This window comes from Novipirellula herctigrandis (genome assembly GCA_007859835.1).
GTDB lineage: Bacteria > Planctomycetota > Planctomycetia > Pirellulales > Pirellulaceae > Novipirellula_A > Novipirellula_A herctigrandis.
On record SJPJ01000001.1, the window covers coordinates 6220127 to 6238506 of the forward strand.

General features: G+C 52.2%; 13 protein-coding genes. 5 read left to right on the forward strand and 8 right to left on the reverse strand.

What is annotated here, in order from left to right; genetic code table 11:
• Positions 1 to 41: 41 nt before the first annotated feature.
• From CA13_RS22820 to CA13_RS22835, 4 genes are all read right to left on the reverse strand, one after another.
• The gene (locus CA13_RS22820; RefSeq protein WP_146400596.1) at positions 42 to 815 is read right to left on the reverse strand and encodes a methyltransferase; all 774 of its coding nucleotides are present in this window, start codon (positions 813 to 815) and stop codon (positions 42 to 44) included.
• Between the two features lie 214 nt (positions 816 to 1029).
• Entirely contained in the window at positions 1030 to 2322 is a 1293-nt protein-coding gene (locus tag CA13_RS22825) for a DUF11 domain-containing protein (protein WP_146400598.1), read from the reverse strand.
• Positions 2319 to 3062 (reverse strand): hypothetical protein, encoded by a 744-nt coding sequence (locus CA13_RS22830; RefSeq protein WP_146400600.1) that lies wholly within the window; start codon positions 3060 to 3062, stop codon positions 2319 to 2321. Before CA13_RS22830 ends, CA13_RS22825 begins: the two co-directional genes overlap by 4 nt.
• Before the next feature lie 172 nt (positions 3063 to 3234).
• Entirely contained in the window at positions 3235 to 4638 is a 1404-nt protein-coding gene (locus tag CA13_RS22835; protein WP_146400602.1) for a hypothetical protein, read from the reverse strand.
• Between the two features lie 228 nt (positions 4639 to 4866).
• Here CA13_RS22835 and CA13_RS22840 point away from each other — a divergent pair, with 228 nt between their 5' ends.
• From CA13_RS22840 to clpX, 4 genes are all read left to right on the forward strand, one after another.
• Positions 4867 to 5958 carry a hypothetical protein gene (locus tag CA13_RS22840; RefSeq protein WP_146400604.1) on the forward strand — a complete coding sequence of 364 codons (1092 nt, stop codon included), beginning with the start codon at positions 4867 to 4869 and terminating at the stop codon, positions 5956 to 5958.
• A gap of 111 nt (positions 5959 to 6069) precedes the next feature.
• Positions 6070 to 7053 (forward strand): UbiA family prenyltransferase, encoded by a 984-nt coding sequence (locus CA13_RS22845; protein WP_419194714.1) that lies wholly within the window; start codon positions 6070 to 6072, stop codon positions 7051 to 7053.
• A 474-nt stretch (positions 7054 to 7527) separates the two neighbouring features.
• Positions 7528 to 7842 (forward strand): SHOCT domain-containing protein, encoded by a 315-nt coding sequence (locus CA13_RS22850; protein ID WP_146400607.1) that lies wholly within the window; start codon positions 7528 to 7530, stop codon positions 7840 to 7842.
• A gap of 371 nt (positions 7843 to 8213) precedes the next feature.
• Positions 8214 to 9491 carry an ATP-dependent Clp protease ATP-binding subunit ClpX gene (gene clpX, locus CA13_RS22855; RefSeq protein ID WP_146400609.1) on the forward strand — a complete coding sequence of 426 codons (1278 nt, stop codon included), beginning with the start codon at positions 8214 to 8216 and terminating at the stop codon, positions 9489 to 9491.
• Positions 9492 to 9645: 154 nt separating this feature from the next.
• On the opposite strand, the gene CA13_RS22860 is transcribed toward clpX, so the two are convergent.
• The 4 genes from CA13_RS22860 to CA13_RS22875 all read right to left on the reverse strand — a co-directional run bounded on the left by CA13_RS22860 (position 9646) and on the right by CA13_RS22875 (position 15018).
• On the reverse strand, positions 9646 to 10689 hold the full coding sequence (locus tag CA13_RS22860) for a uroporphyrinogen decarboxylase family protein (RefSeq protein WP_146400611.1): 1044 nt from the start codon (positions 10687 to 10689) through the stop codon (positions 9646 to 9648).
• A gap of 86 nt (positions 10690 to 10775) precedes the next feature.
• Complete coding sequence (locus CA13_RS22865; protein ID WP_146400613.1) at positions 10776 to 12851, reverse strand: DUF4129 domain-containing transglutaminase family protein; 2076 nt, start codon at positions 12849 to 12851, stop codon at positions 10776 to 10778.
• Positions 12848 to 14086: a DUF58 domain-containing protein gene (locus tag CA13_RS22870; RefSeq protein ID WP_146400615.1), complete on the reverse strand. Its 1239-nt coding sequence runs from the start codon at positions 14084 to 14086 to the stop codon at positions 12848 to 12850. The genes CA13_RS22865 and CA13_RS22870 overlap by 4 nt, the downstream gene beginning before the upstream one ends.
• Positions 14083 to 15018 carry an AAA family ATPase gene (locus CA13_RS22875; RefSeq protein WP_146400617.1) on the reverse strand — a complete coding sequence of 312 codons (936 nt, stop codon included), beginning with the start codon at positions 15016 to 15018 and terminating at the stop codon, positions 14083 to 14085. Before CA13_RS22875 ends, CA13_RS22870 begins: the two co-directional genes overlap by 4 nt.
• An 826-nt stretch (positions 15019 to 15844) precedes the next feature.
• On the opposite strand from CA13_RS22875, the gene CA13_RS22885 reads away from it, so the two are divergent.
• Positions 15845 to 18295: a hypothetical protein gene (locus tag CA13_RS22885; protein WP_419194715.1), complete on the forward strand. Its 2451-nt coding sequence runs from the start codon at positions 15845 to 15847 to the stop codon at positions 18293 to 18295.
• The last annotated feature ends 85 nt before the right edge of the window (positions 18296 to 18380 follow it).

The window sequence follows — 18380 nt, forward strand, 5'->3', positions numbered from 1 at the left end:
TCAAAACCAAACGAGCGAATCCATTCGTCCAATAACTTTGGTTACGGAGTCACAAATTCGCCATCGGATACTACTTCGGTAGGTATGGATAAACGTAACTCGATCAACATTCCCGGTTGGAAGTTTTCGCTAAGGGTGTCGAGCGTTCGATCATCAAGTTGCTTGAACTGAAGGGGACGCTGTTTCGATTGCCCTTGAAGTCGCTCGACAGCGGATTTGTTTCCATAAATGATCAAACACCGACCGCCGACTTGAAGACGTTTTGGTAGTGCATCAAGAATCGCATCTTGACGTACCGTTGCCTGTGGCGTTTTGTCGCCATTATGGCTAAGGGGATTCTCTTGCCAAGGCAAATTGCAAATCACAATGTCAAATTTTTCGTCAGCGGCGAGTACGGAAAAGGGGGAGGAGCCATCGGGCGGAATTAGGCGAACATCGAGATTCTCTTCGCTTTGAAGCCGCGCCGCATTGTAGCGAGTGTTTTCGATTGCAGCCGTGTTTGAATCAATCGCGACCACTTTGCGGGCGTCGTTTTGCAGACAGAGAAGGCTTACTAGTCCCGTGTCGATTCCAATTTGTAGTACGTCACGATTATTGACGATCGCATCGTTCACGATCATGTCGCGAAGCGTAGCGGTGTCATCAGGAGCGAATGTCACCGAATTGAATTGCACCAAATCGCCGAAATTTAATTCTTCAATGGGCCATGTTTGCACGACTTCGTAGTTGTAGTCGAGATCCTCACGGTAGTTCGGCCAACAACCAGAGGCGACTAAGAAAAGTAACCCGAAAAGAACGGATGATAAACGCATCATCGGAAAGTCTATGAAAACAAGGCAAACGGAAAGGCGAATTCCCGCTTGTATTGTATCCCAATCGCGCGATGCCGGTTAGCTTAGAAATCGAAACGCGAGAATGTCCCGGTGCAGTCTTACGGCTGTAGCACTCGGGACGTATTGGTTGCTGGCTCGACCGCAACCTAAAGGTTGAATTTCACTTTAGGTCTAATCGCTCTCTAGAAGCAAAACCTTAGCGTACTTTGCACTTGAAGCGTATCGTGACGCTTTCGCCCACCTTCAGCGTATCGGTGAGATTCCACATCAACGTCAGCGATTCGCCTTCATTCGCTTCGGTCTTAAATTCGGCACCGCCGCTGCATGTTTGACTGTCGGCGACGTATTCAAGTCGTGTGGTCAAGTTGTCGGTCAAGTGAACGTGACTAACCGCAGAGTCGCCGACGTTTTCCACTCGGATCATGAAGGTTACGATCTCGCCCGGCTGTGCATGCTTTTTGTCTGCAAGTTTGCAAATTTGCAGTCGCCCCGCATCCGGGAATTCGTAGATCGTTAGCTCTTCGACTCGCTGATCTCGTGTTAAGGTCGGTGGCAATACGTCTTCGATCGCAACTTCGACCGACTCGTCGATCGCCCAAGCTACGGCTGCGTTTGCAGCTTCTTGCAACAAAGCAAGTTGGTTTTCCTGCAATTGAGTGATTTCGACTGCCGAAAGCTTTGCCAAAACCTCGAGCACATCTTCGGCGATTTCCGGTTGCAGGACACTTTCGATACGAACACCTCGGTTGCGATCTCGCATTGCGTCGATCCGCCGAGTAATATCCGCGTGAGCTAGTTCCGTTGTGTCGGTCATCGTTAGCTGCGGTTGATCGTACTGGACTCGATTCGGTCCAACGGGTAACGCGAACCCTGCCGCGCCGACCGCTCGGCCGCCGGAAATGGCGCCGGTGATTTTTCGAACGGAGGCAAATCGGGGCGAGTAAATGCACGTTCGGTTGCTCGGTTGAACATGAATGTCGCCCGCTTCGGTGGTGTAATCGACAACGGTGTCTTCGAGACGGAGGCCTCCCATTTGGTCGTTTTGGCGTACGAATGCATCGGGTGGATAGTCATCACCATTGCATAGGAATTCGTTTGGATCGATTCCAAACGCATTCCATGCCATCGGGCCGTAGTCCGCGTAGCCGTGGGGCACGACGTTGCAATCCGATTGGCACGCTAAACATCCGTTAGCGCAGCTTTGTGAGGTAGGGTTACAATCGCTGATGGAAAAAGTTTCCGCTTCGCAGTTGTCACTACTGCATCCATCACCACTGCATGCGGGGTCTGTGCCGGGCAGGATGCAACCGACTTGTTGGATCGTCGGCGAACATTGCGATGGTGCCACTGGCAGTGCCGCAGCCGCGTTGGGTGTCGGAGCCGATGGCGTAGACACCGGGTTTGTCCGTTGTCCGGGTAGCTGGCATCCCGTAGCCATTACCATGATGGCGATGCTGGTTAGATGGGATAGTGTTTTGATTCGACTCATGGTTGCACCGCGTACTCGGGTTGCTCAGGTTGATAAATCGGAGCCCAAAGTGGATACCCGAAAAAGAACTGTGGCATGAGCGCTTCGGCGCTTGGTGGACTGACCGACCCGATACGAACGATCGCAACCGGACGCCCAAATCGATCGGCAACTTCCAAAGCATCTTGGTATTCGGCGATATCGATCGCTCGTGATGTCTTGGGAGTTTCCGGCAATGCGAATGCCGTTTGAGGGTCTTCCAAATAGATCACTCGCGTGACCATGCGGCCATCGAGTGCCGCGGCGAGGTCCTCTTTGTCAAGATTGATCATGATCGGAAACGACGTCGCCAATCCTGGTGGTGGATAGATTCGGTCGATCAATTCGATCGTTGGATATAGCTCAGCACCTTCGGCTCCAGGAATCCCGGTAATGCAAAAGCGATAAACGCCACCGATCATCAAACCGACTTGCAGTGATGAATCGGGCTTGCCGAAGAAGTTGCCACTTTCGGGCATCGAGAATCCGACCCCTTTGGGTCCGGAGAAAGCGACCGGCTGGAAGTAGCTTTGGACGGGACCGCGACCGGTTAGCCGTGCTTGGCCAATTTGGCCTGGTGGCATGTCCGAGGAATGCAATCGATGTTGGCCTGTGTTGCTTAGGTACAGACTCGGATCGGCTGCTTCGGACAGCGAACCGCTTACTGCGATCATGATAATCGATGCAGCAATTCGCAACAGAGATGTCTGGGGAGGTGTCATTCGAAAACCAACCGTAGGTATACGTTAGCCTGTTGGTGTCCATGCTTTACCCGCATCAAACTTGGATCTTTCCGACGCCTGCGGGCTGGACAACAACATTTACTTACAAGAAACGCGGCGTGTCTTTCGAGCAATCGCCGCGTTTCGCTTTTTCAACTTCATTCAAACCTGTTTACTGACGGCAATCGGGATCAACTTGCTGGCTAGCGTGTTGATACAAACCGCGTTGGTTAGGTACACCGGGATGAATGTTCTGCTCGGTGATACGAACGCGACTGACAGGGTTTGGATAGCTGTATCCAGGCTGCATTCGCACACTCATCTTCACCTTGTCCACAGGTCGTGGGATATGCATAGGCGTGTGGTTCTTGATCACATGCTTCTTCAATCCCGCTGGGTGACCGAGTGGAATGTGAGGTGGTCCGGCCAACCCAATCGGTGTGCCTGTGATAGGCATGCCGTATTGAGGAGCATTGACACCCGCGATCATTCCGGGCAGTCCCATCGGGGTCGATGAGCAGCCTGAACCGTCACCTGCACAGCTGCCACACCCTTCGGTCATTGCCGCTGCGAATGGTGCAGGTAGTCCGGCGATGGGAGCACCCATCATGCCACCACTGACTTGACCGGTTCCGGCCATTTCAATGTCTTTGTCGCCCAATCGGATGATCGCTAGGATCGAACCGCGTCGGTCGGCTTCCACGATCGGGTCGATGCCTGGATCAAGCCGCGTGCTGACCAAGGTGTCGATACCGGCCAAGGCTGGACCTTGGAAATCGGGATCGGGAAGGTAAATGACTTTGGTGACGAAGTTACCAGTGAGGACTTGGTCGAAGTCTTCGGGGGTGAACTGAATTGGCACCGAATTGTGAGCAAGGTAGGCTCCCGTGCGTGGGTTTGCGTGAGCAAGTTCCACGGTCGGATAGAGCTCGACACCTTCACGTGATGGGATGTTCGTCAATTTCAAACGATACAATCCACCTTGTGGGAAGTTTTGCCGAGCTGGTACGACAAGCGGTTCACTGTCGAACATGCCTGCACCGGTTGCGTCGTAGCGTACTTGCATTCCTTCAGGTTGACCAAGAGTGACTTGGACGGTCGCAGGAACACTAGGCATCATCGACATACCCGAAGTAACACCACCACCTGCGGGGATGTTTGAGTAAGCTCCGCCGCCGATGCCGAGAAGTCCGCCATCGCCACAAGATCCACATTCGGGACCACAGCTAGCGAGTTGGATGTCGCCGTTACTGCCGTTGGACGCCATTTGCATCAGTGGTGCGCTTCGCATCACATCGGGGCCTGCAGCTCCGATGGCCCCTTCGGGCATTGGGCCGTTCATTCCGAACCCACCGGCTCCCATCATTCCACCGGCTCCCATCATCATGGGCATCGCCCCGCCCATACCTGGTTGTACTGATGGTGGGCCAAGTACGCCTGGTCCCGGACCGCCAACGCCTGGACCGGGTTCCAGCAATCGCTGTTCCGGTGGCAAGTTGTGGCGAACCGGCACGCACCCGGTGGCGATCACCGCCGTGGCCGCCAATAGCGACAAATGAGTGACGATCCGTTTCATCTTTCCCCCCGTTCCTTGGGTGATGTACTTAGTGGTCTGTCTTGCTTAGAAAGCAATAAAGCCGCACGTGACACCGACTGAATTTGTTTTGTAAGTGTGAACGATCTGGGTGGACGCGCTGCCGCGAAAACAACTACGATTTCGATGGCATACGGCCAGACCTTTCTTCGTAGTTGGTCATCGGCACAAACCAGGCGGTATCTTTGAAAAAATCGACATAACCCGACCATGAAGATCGATCGCTACAAACAAAACAACCTGAGCAGCGAAAGCCAATTCGGTTTCACGCCAATGTGTTTCACGGGCCAGCGACAACATCGAGTACTAATACCCCTTGTTTTGGCTGCTTTTTTTGCAAATCTCGCGTTCGCTGACACGCCATCACCAACGGCGCAGTCTCAAATCGCAGCGCGTGAAACGGATCCAAATACAAGCGAAAAAAAATTTGAAAACGAGCAGCCTCGAACGCATGCGGCTGCCAAAAAATTGCTTCGGCGAGTCATTTTTGGGCTGGCGAGTGGTCCAGCATTCGAATCCAAGGTTCGAGAAAGAGTGTGGTCGACCGGCCGCGAAGTCGTTGGAGTCGGCACTTATGAACAATCAGGGAACCAAACGGGCCAATTCCACCTGCAAATGACCATGCACGATGGTGACGGCAAACACACCTTGCAACAGATCAGTGACGGCCGGCTTGCGTGGACACGGACCGAGATCGCTGATCAAGTCTCGCTCAAACGAGTGGACGTGAGCCGGTTGGATGAATGGTCCAGTGGCACGATGCCCGCCGACCAATTGCCGCTTCGGCTTCGCGTAGGAGGATGGATCGAGATGTTGGAGTCGATCGATCGAGAACATTTTTTGCATGTCGATAGTGCGACGATGCAGGGTCAATCGGTTTGGGTGATCACAGCTGTGATGTCCAAAGAGCAGCGTGAACGCCTGATGCAATCAAGCAATCGGAGCCAATGGCCAGCACTGTATCCGGTGAAAGTGCGGATCGCTATTTCGAAGACAGGAAGCGACGAAACCGGTTTTGGCAAGTTCTTGCCCGTGCGGTTTGAATTTTGGAGTCTGCCGGAGGCAAACACGGCTGATGCAAAGTCCGAACCCAATGCAGTTAACACCAATGCAATCAGCAAGGCGCGGCTGATCACGTTGATCGAGCTCTACGCCATCCGGCAAATCACGGCACCGCCGATCGCTCGATTTCGATTTGAAAACCGCGATGCGGAAGTGAATTTCATCAACGAAACAACCCGCTATATGAAGCAATTTGGGATCGATGTTGCCAGCAAGCCGGATGCGAATGCAATGTGGTAAGATGGCGTAGGCCGCGAGCGACCAACGGGATCTCCGGCATCAATAGCAAATGTTCGATCATGCCGGTGCCGGAACTCCCGTTGGTCGGTTCGGCCTAACGAAAGCCTTCCTTTGAACGCCGAATCTTGCCAACGTGGAAAAATCTATTACTGGTCCCAATTGGTTCGGCTGCCGACAGTTTTCACCGTTATCGCTAATGTGAGCGCCGGTTTCTTGCTAATCGCCCGTGGTCCTAATCCGCTTTCGCGATGGGCAATTGTGGTCCTTGCCGGTATCTCGCTCTACTGGGGCGGTATGATTCTCAACGACGTTTTTGATCTCGAAACCGACCGCAAAGAACGTCCGATGCGTCCACTTCCGGCGGGGAATATTTGTTCCAAATTCGCTCGAATGATCGGCTGGGCACTGCTCGTTGTCGGGATTCTTCTTGCTGCATTGAGTGGGCTCATTCATAGTGATTCGGTCGTTCCAACATGGTTGCCCGCGGCGATTGCTGCGGCACTTGCCATGATGATTTATTTCTACGATGGACCGCTCAAGAATACTCCGCTTGCGCCTGCGGCAATGGGGATTTGTCGGCTGCTTAGTTTCTTGCTAGGTGCTTCTCCTGTGTTGTTGTTGCCGGATGCTGGTGAACCGTTCACCGCGAAGTACGTTATTGCGATCGCCCTGGGGTTTGGGCTCTATGTGATGGGAATTACGACCATGGCTCGCAACGAAGCGGCCCGCGATGTTTCGGCCAGCGATTGGTCGCACAATCTAAAGGTTGGTTTGGTGGTGACCATGATCGGCGCAGGGGTTTTGGCGTTCGCCCCGCAAACGGCACCACGCGAGGTGGTTTGGCACTTGTCACCGTGGCTGCATTTTCCGATCTTGATTGCGATGATCGTCTATCCAGTGGCGCTGCGAGGCTATCGATGTATCAGCGCACCGAATCCCCAGAAGATTCAATTGACGGTCCGTAGTGGCATTCTGACGATCATTCCTCTTTCGGCAGCTGTCGCAGTACTGGCTGCTGGTCCAGTATGGGGGTTGGCCATTTTTGCGTTGATTGTCCCTGCTTTCTGGCTCGGCGCAAAGTTCCCAGTGACTTAGCATGGCCGGCACAATTGAATGTGCGTCAAGCGTTAGCGTTTCCAGTTGGCCCGTTAGCGTTTCCAAATGGCCCCGAGCCGTCAATAAATCCGAGCCGTCAATAAATCCGAGCCGTCAATAAATCCGAGCCGTCAATAAATCCGAGCCGTCAATAAATCCGAGCTGGCATGCCTCCCCCTTAGGAGTGGCCGAAATCGCTGAGGAGTGGCTGAACTCGGCGAGGAGTGGCTGAACTCGGCGAGGAGTGGCTGAACTCGGCGAGGAGCGGATGGGATTTAGCGTGAAACGACGGTAATTTCCGTGAAACTGGAAAAAACCAGCGGAAGTGGTCAAAATTGCTGGACCCTGCTTGGTGGACACTCCTATCATTCGCTTGTCGCCCCAATGGACTCGCCACGCGAAAAGAAAGGAGGTCGAACACGTGGGATTTGTCAACCAAAACGATCACCACCGCATTTGCCGAGAAGAAAGGTTATGACAGATTTCTTTTCCAATCCTACAATACAGGCTGGGCTTTCCGTCCTAGTCCTATGCGTCTTGATTGCTGTGGCATTTTCCCTTGTGTCAAAGTTTCGCGACTACAACGCCAACGACCGGGAAACCGCCTCGGATACGCTAGCAAATTTGAGAGAAATCCACTTACGGGGTGACATCGACGACCAAGAATACCGAATGATAGAAGCGACGACCCATCGACAACTAGCCAACGCGAACCACGAAAACAGTCCGAGTAGCCAAACTCCTTCGGCACCAAACCCTCAGACTCCACACGATGATTCAAATAGCTAAACGTAAGTTCGGTGGAAAACCTTTTCGACTGAGATGACCCTTCCAATTCCATGAGGGCGTTCAATCGGAAACTATATTTTTGTTTTCAATTAATTAAACCACAATTGGCTCGAGTCTTTCGAGGAAACGGATGACCTATCAGGTGACCGTGACCTTCAACGAAGCGTTCGAATCGGAAACCTTCCGGCGAGAATGCGACAATGATGCGAAAGTCACCGAAAAGCATTTGAGCCCGTGGCCCTAACCGTTTGACGCGTTACTGATTTTTGCTATTTGAGTTTGTGAACACCGCGAGAGCTTCGGCTCATGAAATTCGCAGGGAATCATGGACAGACAATGCAAAACATCGGTAGCACAACCAGGAGCCGTGTATGCCCTCGAAGGAAACCCCTAGTTCACGCCGCGGAACTTCATCGACTAAAAAGAACGCATCTTGTTCGTTTTGTCGAAAGAGTTATCGGGATGTCGGACCGCTTGTTGAAGGCCCAGGTGATGTTTACATCTGTGGCGAGTGCATTGAATTGTGCCAATCGATTCTCGACCAAGAGCAACGCCGACGCGGCCCAAGTAAGGAACTCTTCAATGAGATCCCAACTCCAAAGCGGATTGTCGAGCACCTTGACCAATATGTCATTGGTCAAGGTTCAGCCAAACGTGTTTTGGCCGTTGCGGTCCACAACCATTACAAACGCTTGACTAGCGAGTGGGAAGGAACGTCGGATGTCGAGATCGAGAAGAGCAATATTTTGCTTGCCGGGCCTACCGGCAGCGGCAAAACGCTTCTCGCTCGTTCGCTCGCTCGAATGTTGAACGTTCCCTTCGCTATCGGTGATGCAACCACGTTGACCGAAGCTGGGTACGTTGGTGAAGACGTCGAGAACCTTCTGTTGAAATTGTTGCATGCAGCGGATTTTGACGTCGAAGCGGCTCAAAGAGGTATCTTGTACATCGATGAAGTGGACAAGATCGGCAAAACCAGTGCTAATGTTTCGATCACGCGAGACGTTTCCGGCGAAGGGGTTCAGCAGAGCTTACTTAAGATGCTCGAAGGCACTGTTGCAAATGTTCCTCCACAAGGCGGACGGAAACATCCCGAGCAGCAGTACATTCAAATCGACACGAGCAATATCTTGTTCATTGTCGGCGGAACGTTCGTTGGCATCGAAGACATCATCCGCAAACGGATGGGGCAACGCACGCTTGGGTTTGGTGGAACGAGCCAACGCAGCGAGTTGACCGACAACGAACTGCTAAGCAACGTGCAAACCGAAGACATCCTACAGTTTGGTTTGATTCCCGAATTGGTGGGACGTATGCCGGTAGTCAGCTACCTGCAGCAACTTGACGAGGACGGTTTGGTTCGTGTCATGAAAGAACCGAAGAACGCGCTCATCAAGCAGTTCCAAGCGTTGTTCCAAATGGAAAACTGCGATTTGAAGTTCACCGACGAGGCACTTCATATGGTAGCTGCCAGAGCCTTGGAGAAGGGTGTTGGAGCACGTGGACTTCGTGGAATTCTCGAAGAAGTCATGTTAGACATCATGTACGATCTTCCCGAACAAGAACGCGGCAGCGTTTATACGGTTGACGAAAGTATCGTCAGCGGATCACGAAAGATGTTCCAAATGCCAACGACCAAGAGTGCATAGAAAACGATTCGTGTATGCAAAATCGAACCGGGGGTCGACGCAAAGCGTTGGCTCCCGGTTTTTTCGTTTCAGAGTGAACAAGGTAGACGCGCCGATTGCTCACGCATATTATGGATGAAAATGGCCTGCCCGCTCTGACGCGAAGCAGTGCTGATTACGGGACGTAGGTCACCGGTTCGCAGAACGCCTTGAGATTGGCAGCCGGGGTTGCCGCTGGAATCTCGCACCCCGCATTCACGAAATAGGGGTTACCAACTGCTTTGTACGCAGCGAGCGTTGCCTCTCGAATCAATTCGGGTGTCCCATTCCGGATGACAGAAACCGGATCGAGATTTCCCGTTAGCGCGACGGCACTGCCAACCGTATCGCGTACTGTGGACATGTCGACCATGTGGTCGACGTCAAGAATATCAACACCCAAGTCTGCGATCCCTGGAAGTAGATGAGTGATGTTGCCGCAAATGTGCAGCTTGACGTAGGCTCCCATCTCTTGAATTGCATTTACCAACCGTTTCTCGCGAGGCTGGATTACCTTTTCGTAGGTACGTGGGTCAATTTGACTGGCAATGGCATCGCCAATACCGATTGTGTCACATCCGGCGTCGACTTGTGCCTGGGCAAAGGCAATTGCAACATCGACACAGCGGTCCATCAATTCACAAGCGAAAGCCTCGTCGTCCATCAAATCGAAAAGGAAGTTCATTAAGTTTCGCAAGTCCGCTGCCTCTGCTGCGGGTCCTTCGACCCAGCCCAGTATCGAATACTCGCCTTGGCCTTCGGACTTGTATTTTTCGGCGGCCTTCACGCGATCATGCATCCGCTCGGATGAAAGTGGGTCGGGTGAAAGAAGAACCGATAGATCTTTGGTTTCTTCGAGCGGATGCGTACTATGTGGCGGACCGTCGTTGACATACTTGATGGTCGCACCAAATCCCTGCGTCTCCCGATAGGGATCAGAGATACAACTTACCTGGTCAATGCCGAAGTCTTCTGCACACTTTCGGTTGGATTGGACCAAAATACGATAGTCGGATGCGAAGGCTGCATAATTCGATCCGATATACTCAGCCGCATACTGCATCAAGATTGGGGTTCGAGGCAGCCAGTCAACTGGCTGAGATTTCAAGATGCCCAAATACCGTTCACGTCCGTTCATGATGGCTTGTACTTTCTTAACGTGTATGTTGAATTTGATCATAGCTAGGTGACGTTGATGTCACTTGATCTTAACGAATGAGCCGACGCATGTGCAGCGTTCTATCGTCGAATAACTGGGGCTCGGCATCAAAATCCACTCTCATCCCTTAGCACCTCAATCGCATCAGCATCGATTCGGCCTCCATAGCGTATTGCTGCAAAACGACGATACCATCGTGCTGAAATTTGGTGCTCGGGTGTTGCTCCGTCCAGTTCGAGTCGTACTGCGAATTGGTGAAGAGTTTCGTGAGGCTTGCGAATGATTCCATCTCGCTGCCAGCGACGATCCATCTGGTCAAGCAAATGTTGGAATTGCGTCAGTATCGGATTCTGCTGAGTCAAAGAAACGTTTCGTCGCCGTCGATGGAAATGGCGGATTACAAGAGACACGGTGATCATGCCAAACACAATCAGCGAGATAGGGTGCAGGAAAAATTGCGCGAGCACTCTTAGCAGTTTGCGTACTCCCCCGGCACGGATCGAGCTCACGGTCCGCTGCCATCCGGTACGGACAGCATCCCAAGCTTGACTTGCCGCCGATGATGGCTGGGGCGATGTTGGTATTCCACTGGCCGGTGTCGCTTCGACCAGCACCCACCCGTGATCTGGATCATAAGCCTCCGCCCAAGCGTGTGCATCGCGGTTCCTGGAAACCCAATAGTCGCCGTAATCGTTCTTTTCTACAGCAACGAACCCTGTGACATAGCGACATGGCACGCCAACCGATCGCAACAACACAACCGCACCACTGGCAAAGTACTCACAGTGAGCTGGCGGATGTTCGAGCAGGAAATACACTATCGGATCGGTTTCACTTGGAACCTCGATGCCAATTTGGTATTCATAGTGGTCCAAAAAGAAGTTCTCGACGGCGGCAATCTTGTCGCTAGTCGTCACCGATTCACCGATGATGAATTCCGCTAACTTGGCAATCCGAGGATCAAGATCATCAGGCAAATCAGTTAGTCTTGCCCAATCATCTTCTGTCATCTCCGAGGCAACCTGGGCCGAACCCCACTCGGACACCGTGTCGCTTCGCCACACAAAATAGCGAGTGTCAGGCGGCATCATATCGGCAGTAACAATCGCATGGATATCCACGGACAATTGTTCGATGGGCGCTTGCACCGTCATGACGCCAAAGGGCGTAAAGAGCACTTCCTGGAAAGATTGGTTGGGCCAAACCTCAAGCGAGGCTTGGTCCCCCACCGCATTGTCTACAAGCTTGAATGTTTCGTCGTAAGGACTGTTTTTGGAAAGATCAAGATGAGCATCAGAGCTTGGCGTCGGAGCGATGGGCCTCGATTTCGACTCGCTTTGCCACTGGCCACGGTTGTAGGTCTCGAACGCTTTGCCTCGGAGATAGCCCGGTGCATCTTGGGCAAAGACACGAAGCGAGATGCGGTCACTCGATCCTCCTTTTTGTCGAGCCACACTGCCCAGTTGGCCGGTTCCTGAGAAGCCGCCCGATTGCGGGGCATAGGAAGGGTTAATCATGGCATTCATCGTCGCTTCGATTTGGCGTGCGTAGCGGTGCAAACCGCTGGCCGATACCCAAGCGGTGACGCAGCAAAACGCAGCAACGGCAACGAGCAACCACTTGTGCTTGAGCGAAGTGCGTTTTCCCTCACCCGCACCAAGATGGCCATTCGCGAAAAAGAAACCGATCGACAGTAAGACGAGCGTTAACGAAACCAATTGAAAGACGATTCGCCCCTGAACGCCCACGCGGATATCGCCGATAAATACGACCGCTGTAATAGCCAAGATCGGCATGAATCTTGGCAGAGAATCCTCTTCGCGCCGAAGCAACAGCATAGCGACTTGGTAAAGCAGGAAGTACTCTGCGATCAGAGCCGCATCAGGAACCAGAAAACTTCGGACCCCCGTTGACCAGGTCCCGGGCAGCACACTGCGCTGAACCAAATACGAAACAAACAATAGAATTGGCAACCGCTGTGCGACTTGCGGAGTAAAGAACCGTTTTTTTGACACCACAGCAAAAACGGTGGCTATGGCGATAGTGGTTGAAAACAGTGGCGTGTGGAAAAAGTACCCGAGTGCGAACGCTTGCAACACGACCAACAATGAACCCCAAATTCGCTGGGCTGTGATAGGGGCCAGTGCGATAGGGGTGGCTGGGATAGAGGATCGCGTCTTCATAACGTCTCGATCGCTCCATCACGAATTTCCGCGATCCCCAATTGCACAACGTTGCCTTCGTCAAACTCGATCGGCTCGGATGTCTCGCCGTCTTTCACGACGAAAATTTTGACGCTACAGCCTCGCTCAACGGCGGCACGAACAAGTTGTCGTCGCGATTGATCCCAATCTAAAAATACACCAACGACGGTCGAGATATTGTTCAATTCATCCGCCAAGGCTGGGGCGACCGTCTCGAACGGGTTTTTGCGACATGCATCCACCCCAGCGACGATATCCAAGACGTTGTCAAAGTGAGCGGTGTGGCGTCCAGCGCGAAAGACATACAGTTCCGGTCCTGCTGCAAACAGGTCGATCAAGTACTCTCCGCGGGACAATGCGTCAGCAATCGCAGCGGACAAACTGATTGCCGCTTCCAAATCGGGAAAACCCTCGCGGCCCGCTTTTCGATCGGGTGGGACGAAAGTATCGAGAACCAACGCCACACGACAGTAATACTCTTCTTGGTATTCCCGAACGATCGGACGTCCCAAGCGTGCCCACGATCGGTAATCGATGCGGCGCGACGAGTCACCTGCAACGTATTCGCGATTACCAATGTATTCGGGTGATTCGCCAATGTTAGATGTCAAAGCAACGCCACCGGGTTGATAGCGTGCACCGACGGGCAAGTCGAGACCGATCAATGGATGAAAGTGCGGCAGCACAAGTAGCGTCGGAGCATCGGATTGGCAGCGACCATCACGGAACAATTGAAAGGGAAACGTGGAATACGCACGCGGTCGATGCAAGGTGTAGATCCCACGTCGACAAGTACGCAGTCGCACGGCTGTCTGAAGCGACTCGCCTGGCAATAAATCTCCGTGCGTCGTTTCTTTGTCGAGCGACTCAAAGCTTTTGGGTAGCCCAAAGAAGCTCGCAGAGACGTCATAGGCCGTTCGTTTACCTTCGTTGACGACCGTAAAAGTGCCAGCGAAATCTTGGCCCGCAGTCGTGCGATCGGGCAAGTCATGCTGCAACCGTAGCTTTGGCCGCATCACATATCCCACGATTCGGTCGATAAAAAAGAACGCTGCCAATGCGCAAAATAATTGATAGATAGGCGTTTCGACGGAAGCGCTTCCCAGCATAGCCGAAAGGATTAGTCCCGCGACGAACCATTTGCCGGCCGTGGTGAACCGAAATTGCCACAGAAAACGCAGATAATGATACGCACGCGAGCGTTCCAAAATCATGACGGAACTTTCACTTTGCGGAGAATTTCCGCAACAATCTCTTTGGCGGATGCGCCCCCATATTTCGCTTTCGGCGTCATGATCAAACGATGTGACAAAACGTAAGGTGCCAATCGCTGGACGTCGTCTGGCAAAACGTAATCGCGACCGGCTGCGAGCGCCGCCGCTTGACTAGCACGAAACAGCATCAACGAACCTCGCGGGCTGACTCCCAATTTCAACCGAGAGTCTTGTCGTGTTTGATGAATAATCTCAACGATATAGTGCGAAATGATCTCGTCAACGCGAATGTTTCGCACCATCGCTTGAAAGGCGACTACGTCGTCCTTCGTTAAAACCGGACTGAGATCGTCCAACGGGTGTGAGACCGCCTGGGCGTGAAGAATCTGGACCTCCGTTTCCGCATCGGGATATCCCAATTCCAGCTGCACCAGAAAACGATCCAGTTGCGCTTCCGGAAGCGGGTAAGTGCCGTGAAATTCGACTGGATTTTGGGTCGCTAATACAAGAAACGGAGAAGGAAGGTTGTACTGCACGCCCTCGATCGTCGCGTGCATCTCACTCATCGCCTCCAAAAGTGCTGATTGCGTTCGCGGCGATGCACGGTTGATCTCGTCGGCCAATAAAACGTGACAAAAAATCGGACCCCGACGAAAGTCAAACGTACCTTCTTTGGGATTGTAGATCGACGACCCCAGAATATCGGCGGGCAGCAAATCAGGAGTGAATTGGATACGGTGGAATTTGACATCGATTGCTTTGGCGACCGCCTTGGCCAACGTCGTTTTTCCCACACCCGGGACATCCTGCATCAACACCGACCCATTCGACAACAGCGCGATTACCAACACTTCGATGCACTCGCGGTTGCCACGGATTACACCGGACAACGCATCGGTGAGTGCAGTAATCTTTTCCTGCGTCCGTTGCATCTTGTTCATTCCTCGATTGATATGGCGTGCTGAATACGGTGAAATATTGTTGATAAAGCCAGCGAGATTTGGCCCGCGTGATAGGGCCCACGCGATCAACGGTGGATGGGAGACCCTGTTCTAAAACAATCGCCCAATGATTTGAGTGATCTCACTATGGTATCAAAATGATCTTGGTGAAAGAGACCCTTTCCAAAAATACAAAACAACAAGCCGTTATTTGAGATAGTCATGTTAGCTAATTCCACCGCACGTCTCATCTCATCGTGCTCAACGAAGACGGGATTTTTGAATTCAAAAATCGCTGTCTTCAGAATGGTTCTTTCACGCCAGAACTGACCCCTCAGCGCTTCGATTTCTCCCACGCTAGGTTGGCTTCAGTCATCACCGCACGTTACCACTGCGAGGTGGCCAAAAGAAAGCAGCACAGAACCAACTGCCTTGGTGTATGGACTGTATCGACGCCCAAAGCGATGAGGTCTTGGATTGAGAACCGTATTTTTCCTGAATTGATCCTTGGGAATCTCCTTGGCCTCGATCCGTTACAATTGATTTTACACCACAATTGGCGCGTACTTGTGGCGACAACGGATCATCATTAAAGCTAGGCGGACTATCATCGACAAGAAAGCCATGAAACGACGTTATGTGATTAACGTATGACTACAAACGTTACGTTCGCAATTGGCTGAAAGTCGTGAGTAAACGGACGCCTCACAGGAACGGAAGTAACTCGAAGATGAAGTTGCATCGCTGGAAGCCGAAGCAAAACAACGGAGGAAATCGTAAGAGTCGGTCCCTCTCACTCAATAGGAGGTTCTCAACAATGCGCGTTTTTTGTGTGCTAATTGGTTTTTCGATGGGGGCCGCGGCGTTGTTTGCTGAGCAACCGGTACGTGTGGAGGTTTCACGTGATGCCTGGGTGTCGGCTTATCCGTCCGAGGTTGAAGGTAACAATGGTGGCAGCCATCGTTTGAAGCTGAAGGGAATTCAAGAGTTTTCCCTGGTTGACTTTGACGCCCGTGAACTGCAGGGCAAACACGTTGAACGCGCGGAACTATGGGTTCGTGTCGAAGGTGACGCGATTCTGGATCGTGTTACCGTTTCAACCGTGATGGCGGATTGGGTTGAAGGTCAGGGGAATAACTACGACAAAAATTCCAACGGTGCCAGTTTTCTGTGGGCCGAGGGAAAGCGAAAGCGATGGGCTGGCCCTACTAGCGACTTGACTTCGGTGACTCTTGGGAATGGTGGATCGCAGTGGTGTTTCGGTGACTGCTCGCCGCCAGATTCGAATCGCTGGCAACGTATCCCGATTGATCCGGCGATCGTGCAGTCGCGAATCGACAACGAGTGTTTTGGATTCCTTTTGGTTGACGATCTTGGCAGCGAGTACACTCGCGATGGTAACGATTTCAAATACCACTTGATGGTTAATCGTTTTCTAGCCAGTCGGGATAAGAACCGTAGCCAAAGTCCTTACTTTCGTTTGTGGTTGTCCAATCGCGATAGTTCGCTTCCTGCACAGAAGCAAATTTCAGCCAACACTGCTGGCAAACAACTGGCCGCGAAACGGCAGCAAATTAAAGAGACGCTGGCTAGCCTGCAACGCGAACAGCCACCGCTTGGTGATGAATTGATTTCGCCGCGTTTGTTGAATCTTGATCTACAGCCGCTGAAATCGCGTGATCTTTGTATGGCCCGAGGCGAAACGATTGCGTTTGTGGTGGATGCGGCACCCGAACAAGTGGAATTTGCTGCGCCGGACGGTTTTGACGTGGCGATTTATGCGCTGCCGGCAGTGCAATCAAAGTTCGATCCCGCCGTGCCACTACCTCTATGGTCCGACCCAAAGTGGATTCGCGGTCGAAACCGTGCGATCAAGACCTGTGTGGATGTGTATGCTGAGAAAACAACGACAGCCGGTCAGCATCAGCTGCAGTTGTTGGTTGATAATCAACCGCTGAAATTACAGTTGAGTGTTTGGCAGTTCACATTGCCAGATCGATTGCGATTCATTCCACAAATGAATTGCTACAGTTTGCCTGAAAACGAGATTCCCTTTTTTCAGTTGTGTCACAATCATCGCACCACGCTGAATCGGCTCCGCTACGGATGGTCGGGCAAGGTCAATTCAGACGCGATTCCCACGCGTCAAGCCAACGGCAGTTGGGATTGGACAAAATGGGATCGCCGCTTTGGACCGCTGCTGGACGGTTCAGCGTTTGCCAAATCCAAGCGAGGTGCAATTCCGATTGAGGCGTTCTATTTGCCGCTGAACGAGAATTGGCCGATGAACCATGAAAAACATTTTCGTGGTGGCTATTGGATCGAAGATGCATATGACGACGCCTATTGGGAACAGTTTCGTGATGCGGCTCGATTGTTTGCGCAACATTTGGCTGAGTCTGGTTACGATGAAACAATGTTCGAATTTTATTTGAACAACAAGGTCTATTTCAAACAGCAACGTGATGGGCGTTGGGACGCATGTTCTGCAGCCTGGGTTTTTGATGAACCAGTCAACACTCAAGACTTCTGGGCACTGCGTCGTTTTGGCGTCGAGTTTTGGCAGGGCGTTTTGGGGATCGAAGGGCCACAACTTGCGATGCGAGTTGACATCTCACGTCCTCAGTGGCAGCGGAACTTGCTAGACGGTGTGTCCAGTGTTGAAATTGTCAGTGGGTCGCTCCGCAGTTATGGTCGACGTGTCATCAATCGCGCACACCGTTATGATAATCTCGTCTATATGTATGGCTCGGCCAATAAGTTTGATGTTCCATGCAGCACGAACGTCGCTTGGTGCGTGGAAACGTGGGGACGGGGTGCGGTCGGCGTTGTGCCTTGGCAAACAATTGGAAACGATAAATCCTGGCAGCAACTCGATCCACTTTCGGTCATTTATCCATCCGAGTTCGGACCCATTCCAAGTTTGCGACTCAAGTCGTTTCGTCAGGGACAACAATTTGTAGAGTATCTAGAGTGTTTCCGAAGTGTCATTGGCAATGTGTATGCAGAACAAATTGGAGATGTTTTGCTTGCGAAATTACGGTTCGATAGCCAAACAATTCGCTTAAGCGAAGCAGATGCCGGTTCGTCTCGTTACGATAGCAAGCTGAGCGATCGGCTTGGGGAATTGCGGTTTCAACTTGGACAATGGTTAAGTGGGCAAACGATTTCTGAAGTGACCGATCAAATGCCAATGATCCGCCCTCGCGTGGGATTGTCCAGTGATACGCCATTGATTACTCCGGTTGTTCTAGGCCCTGCCAACTAGGTAGACGGTTGATTGATTGTCAGTGTTTCCAAACGGCTGGTTTGCAAGTAGAGCGACGGTGACCTTTCGCGGGTCAGGTGCGATT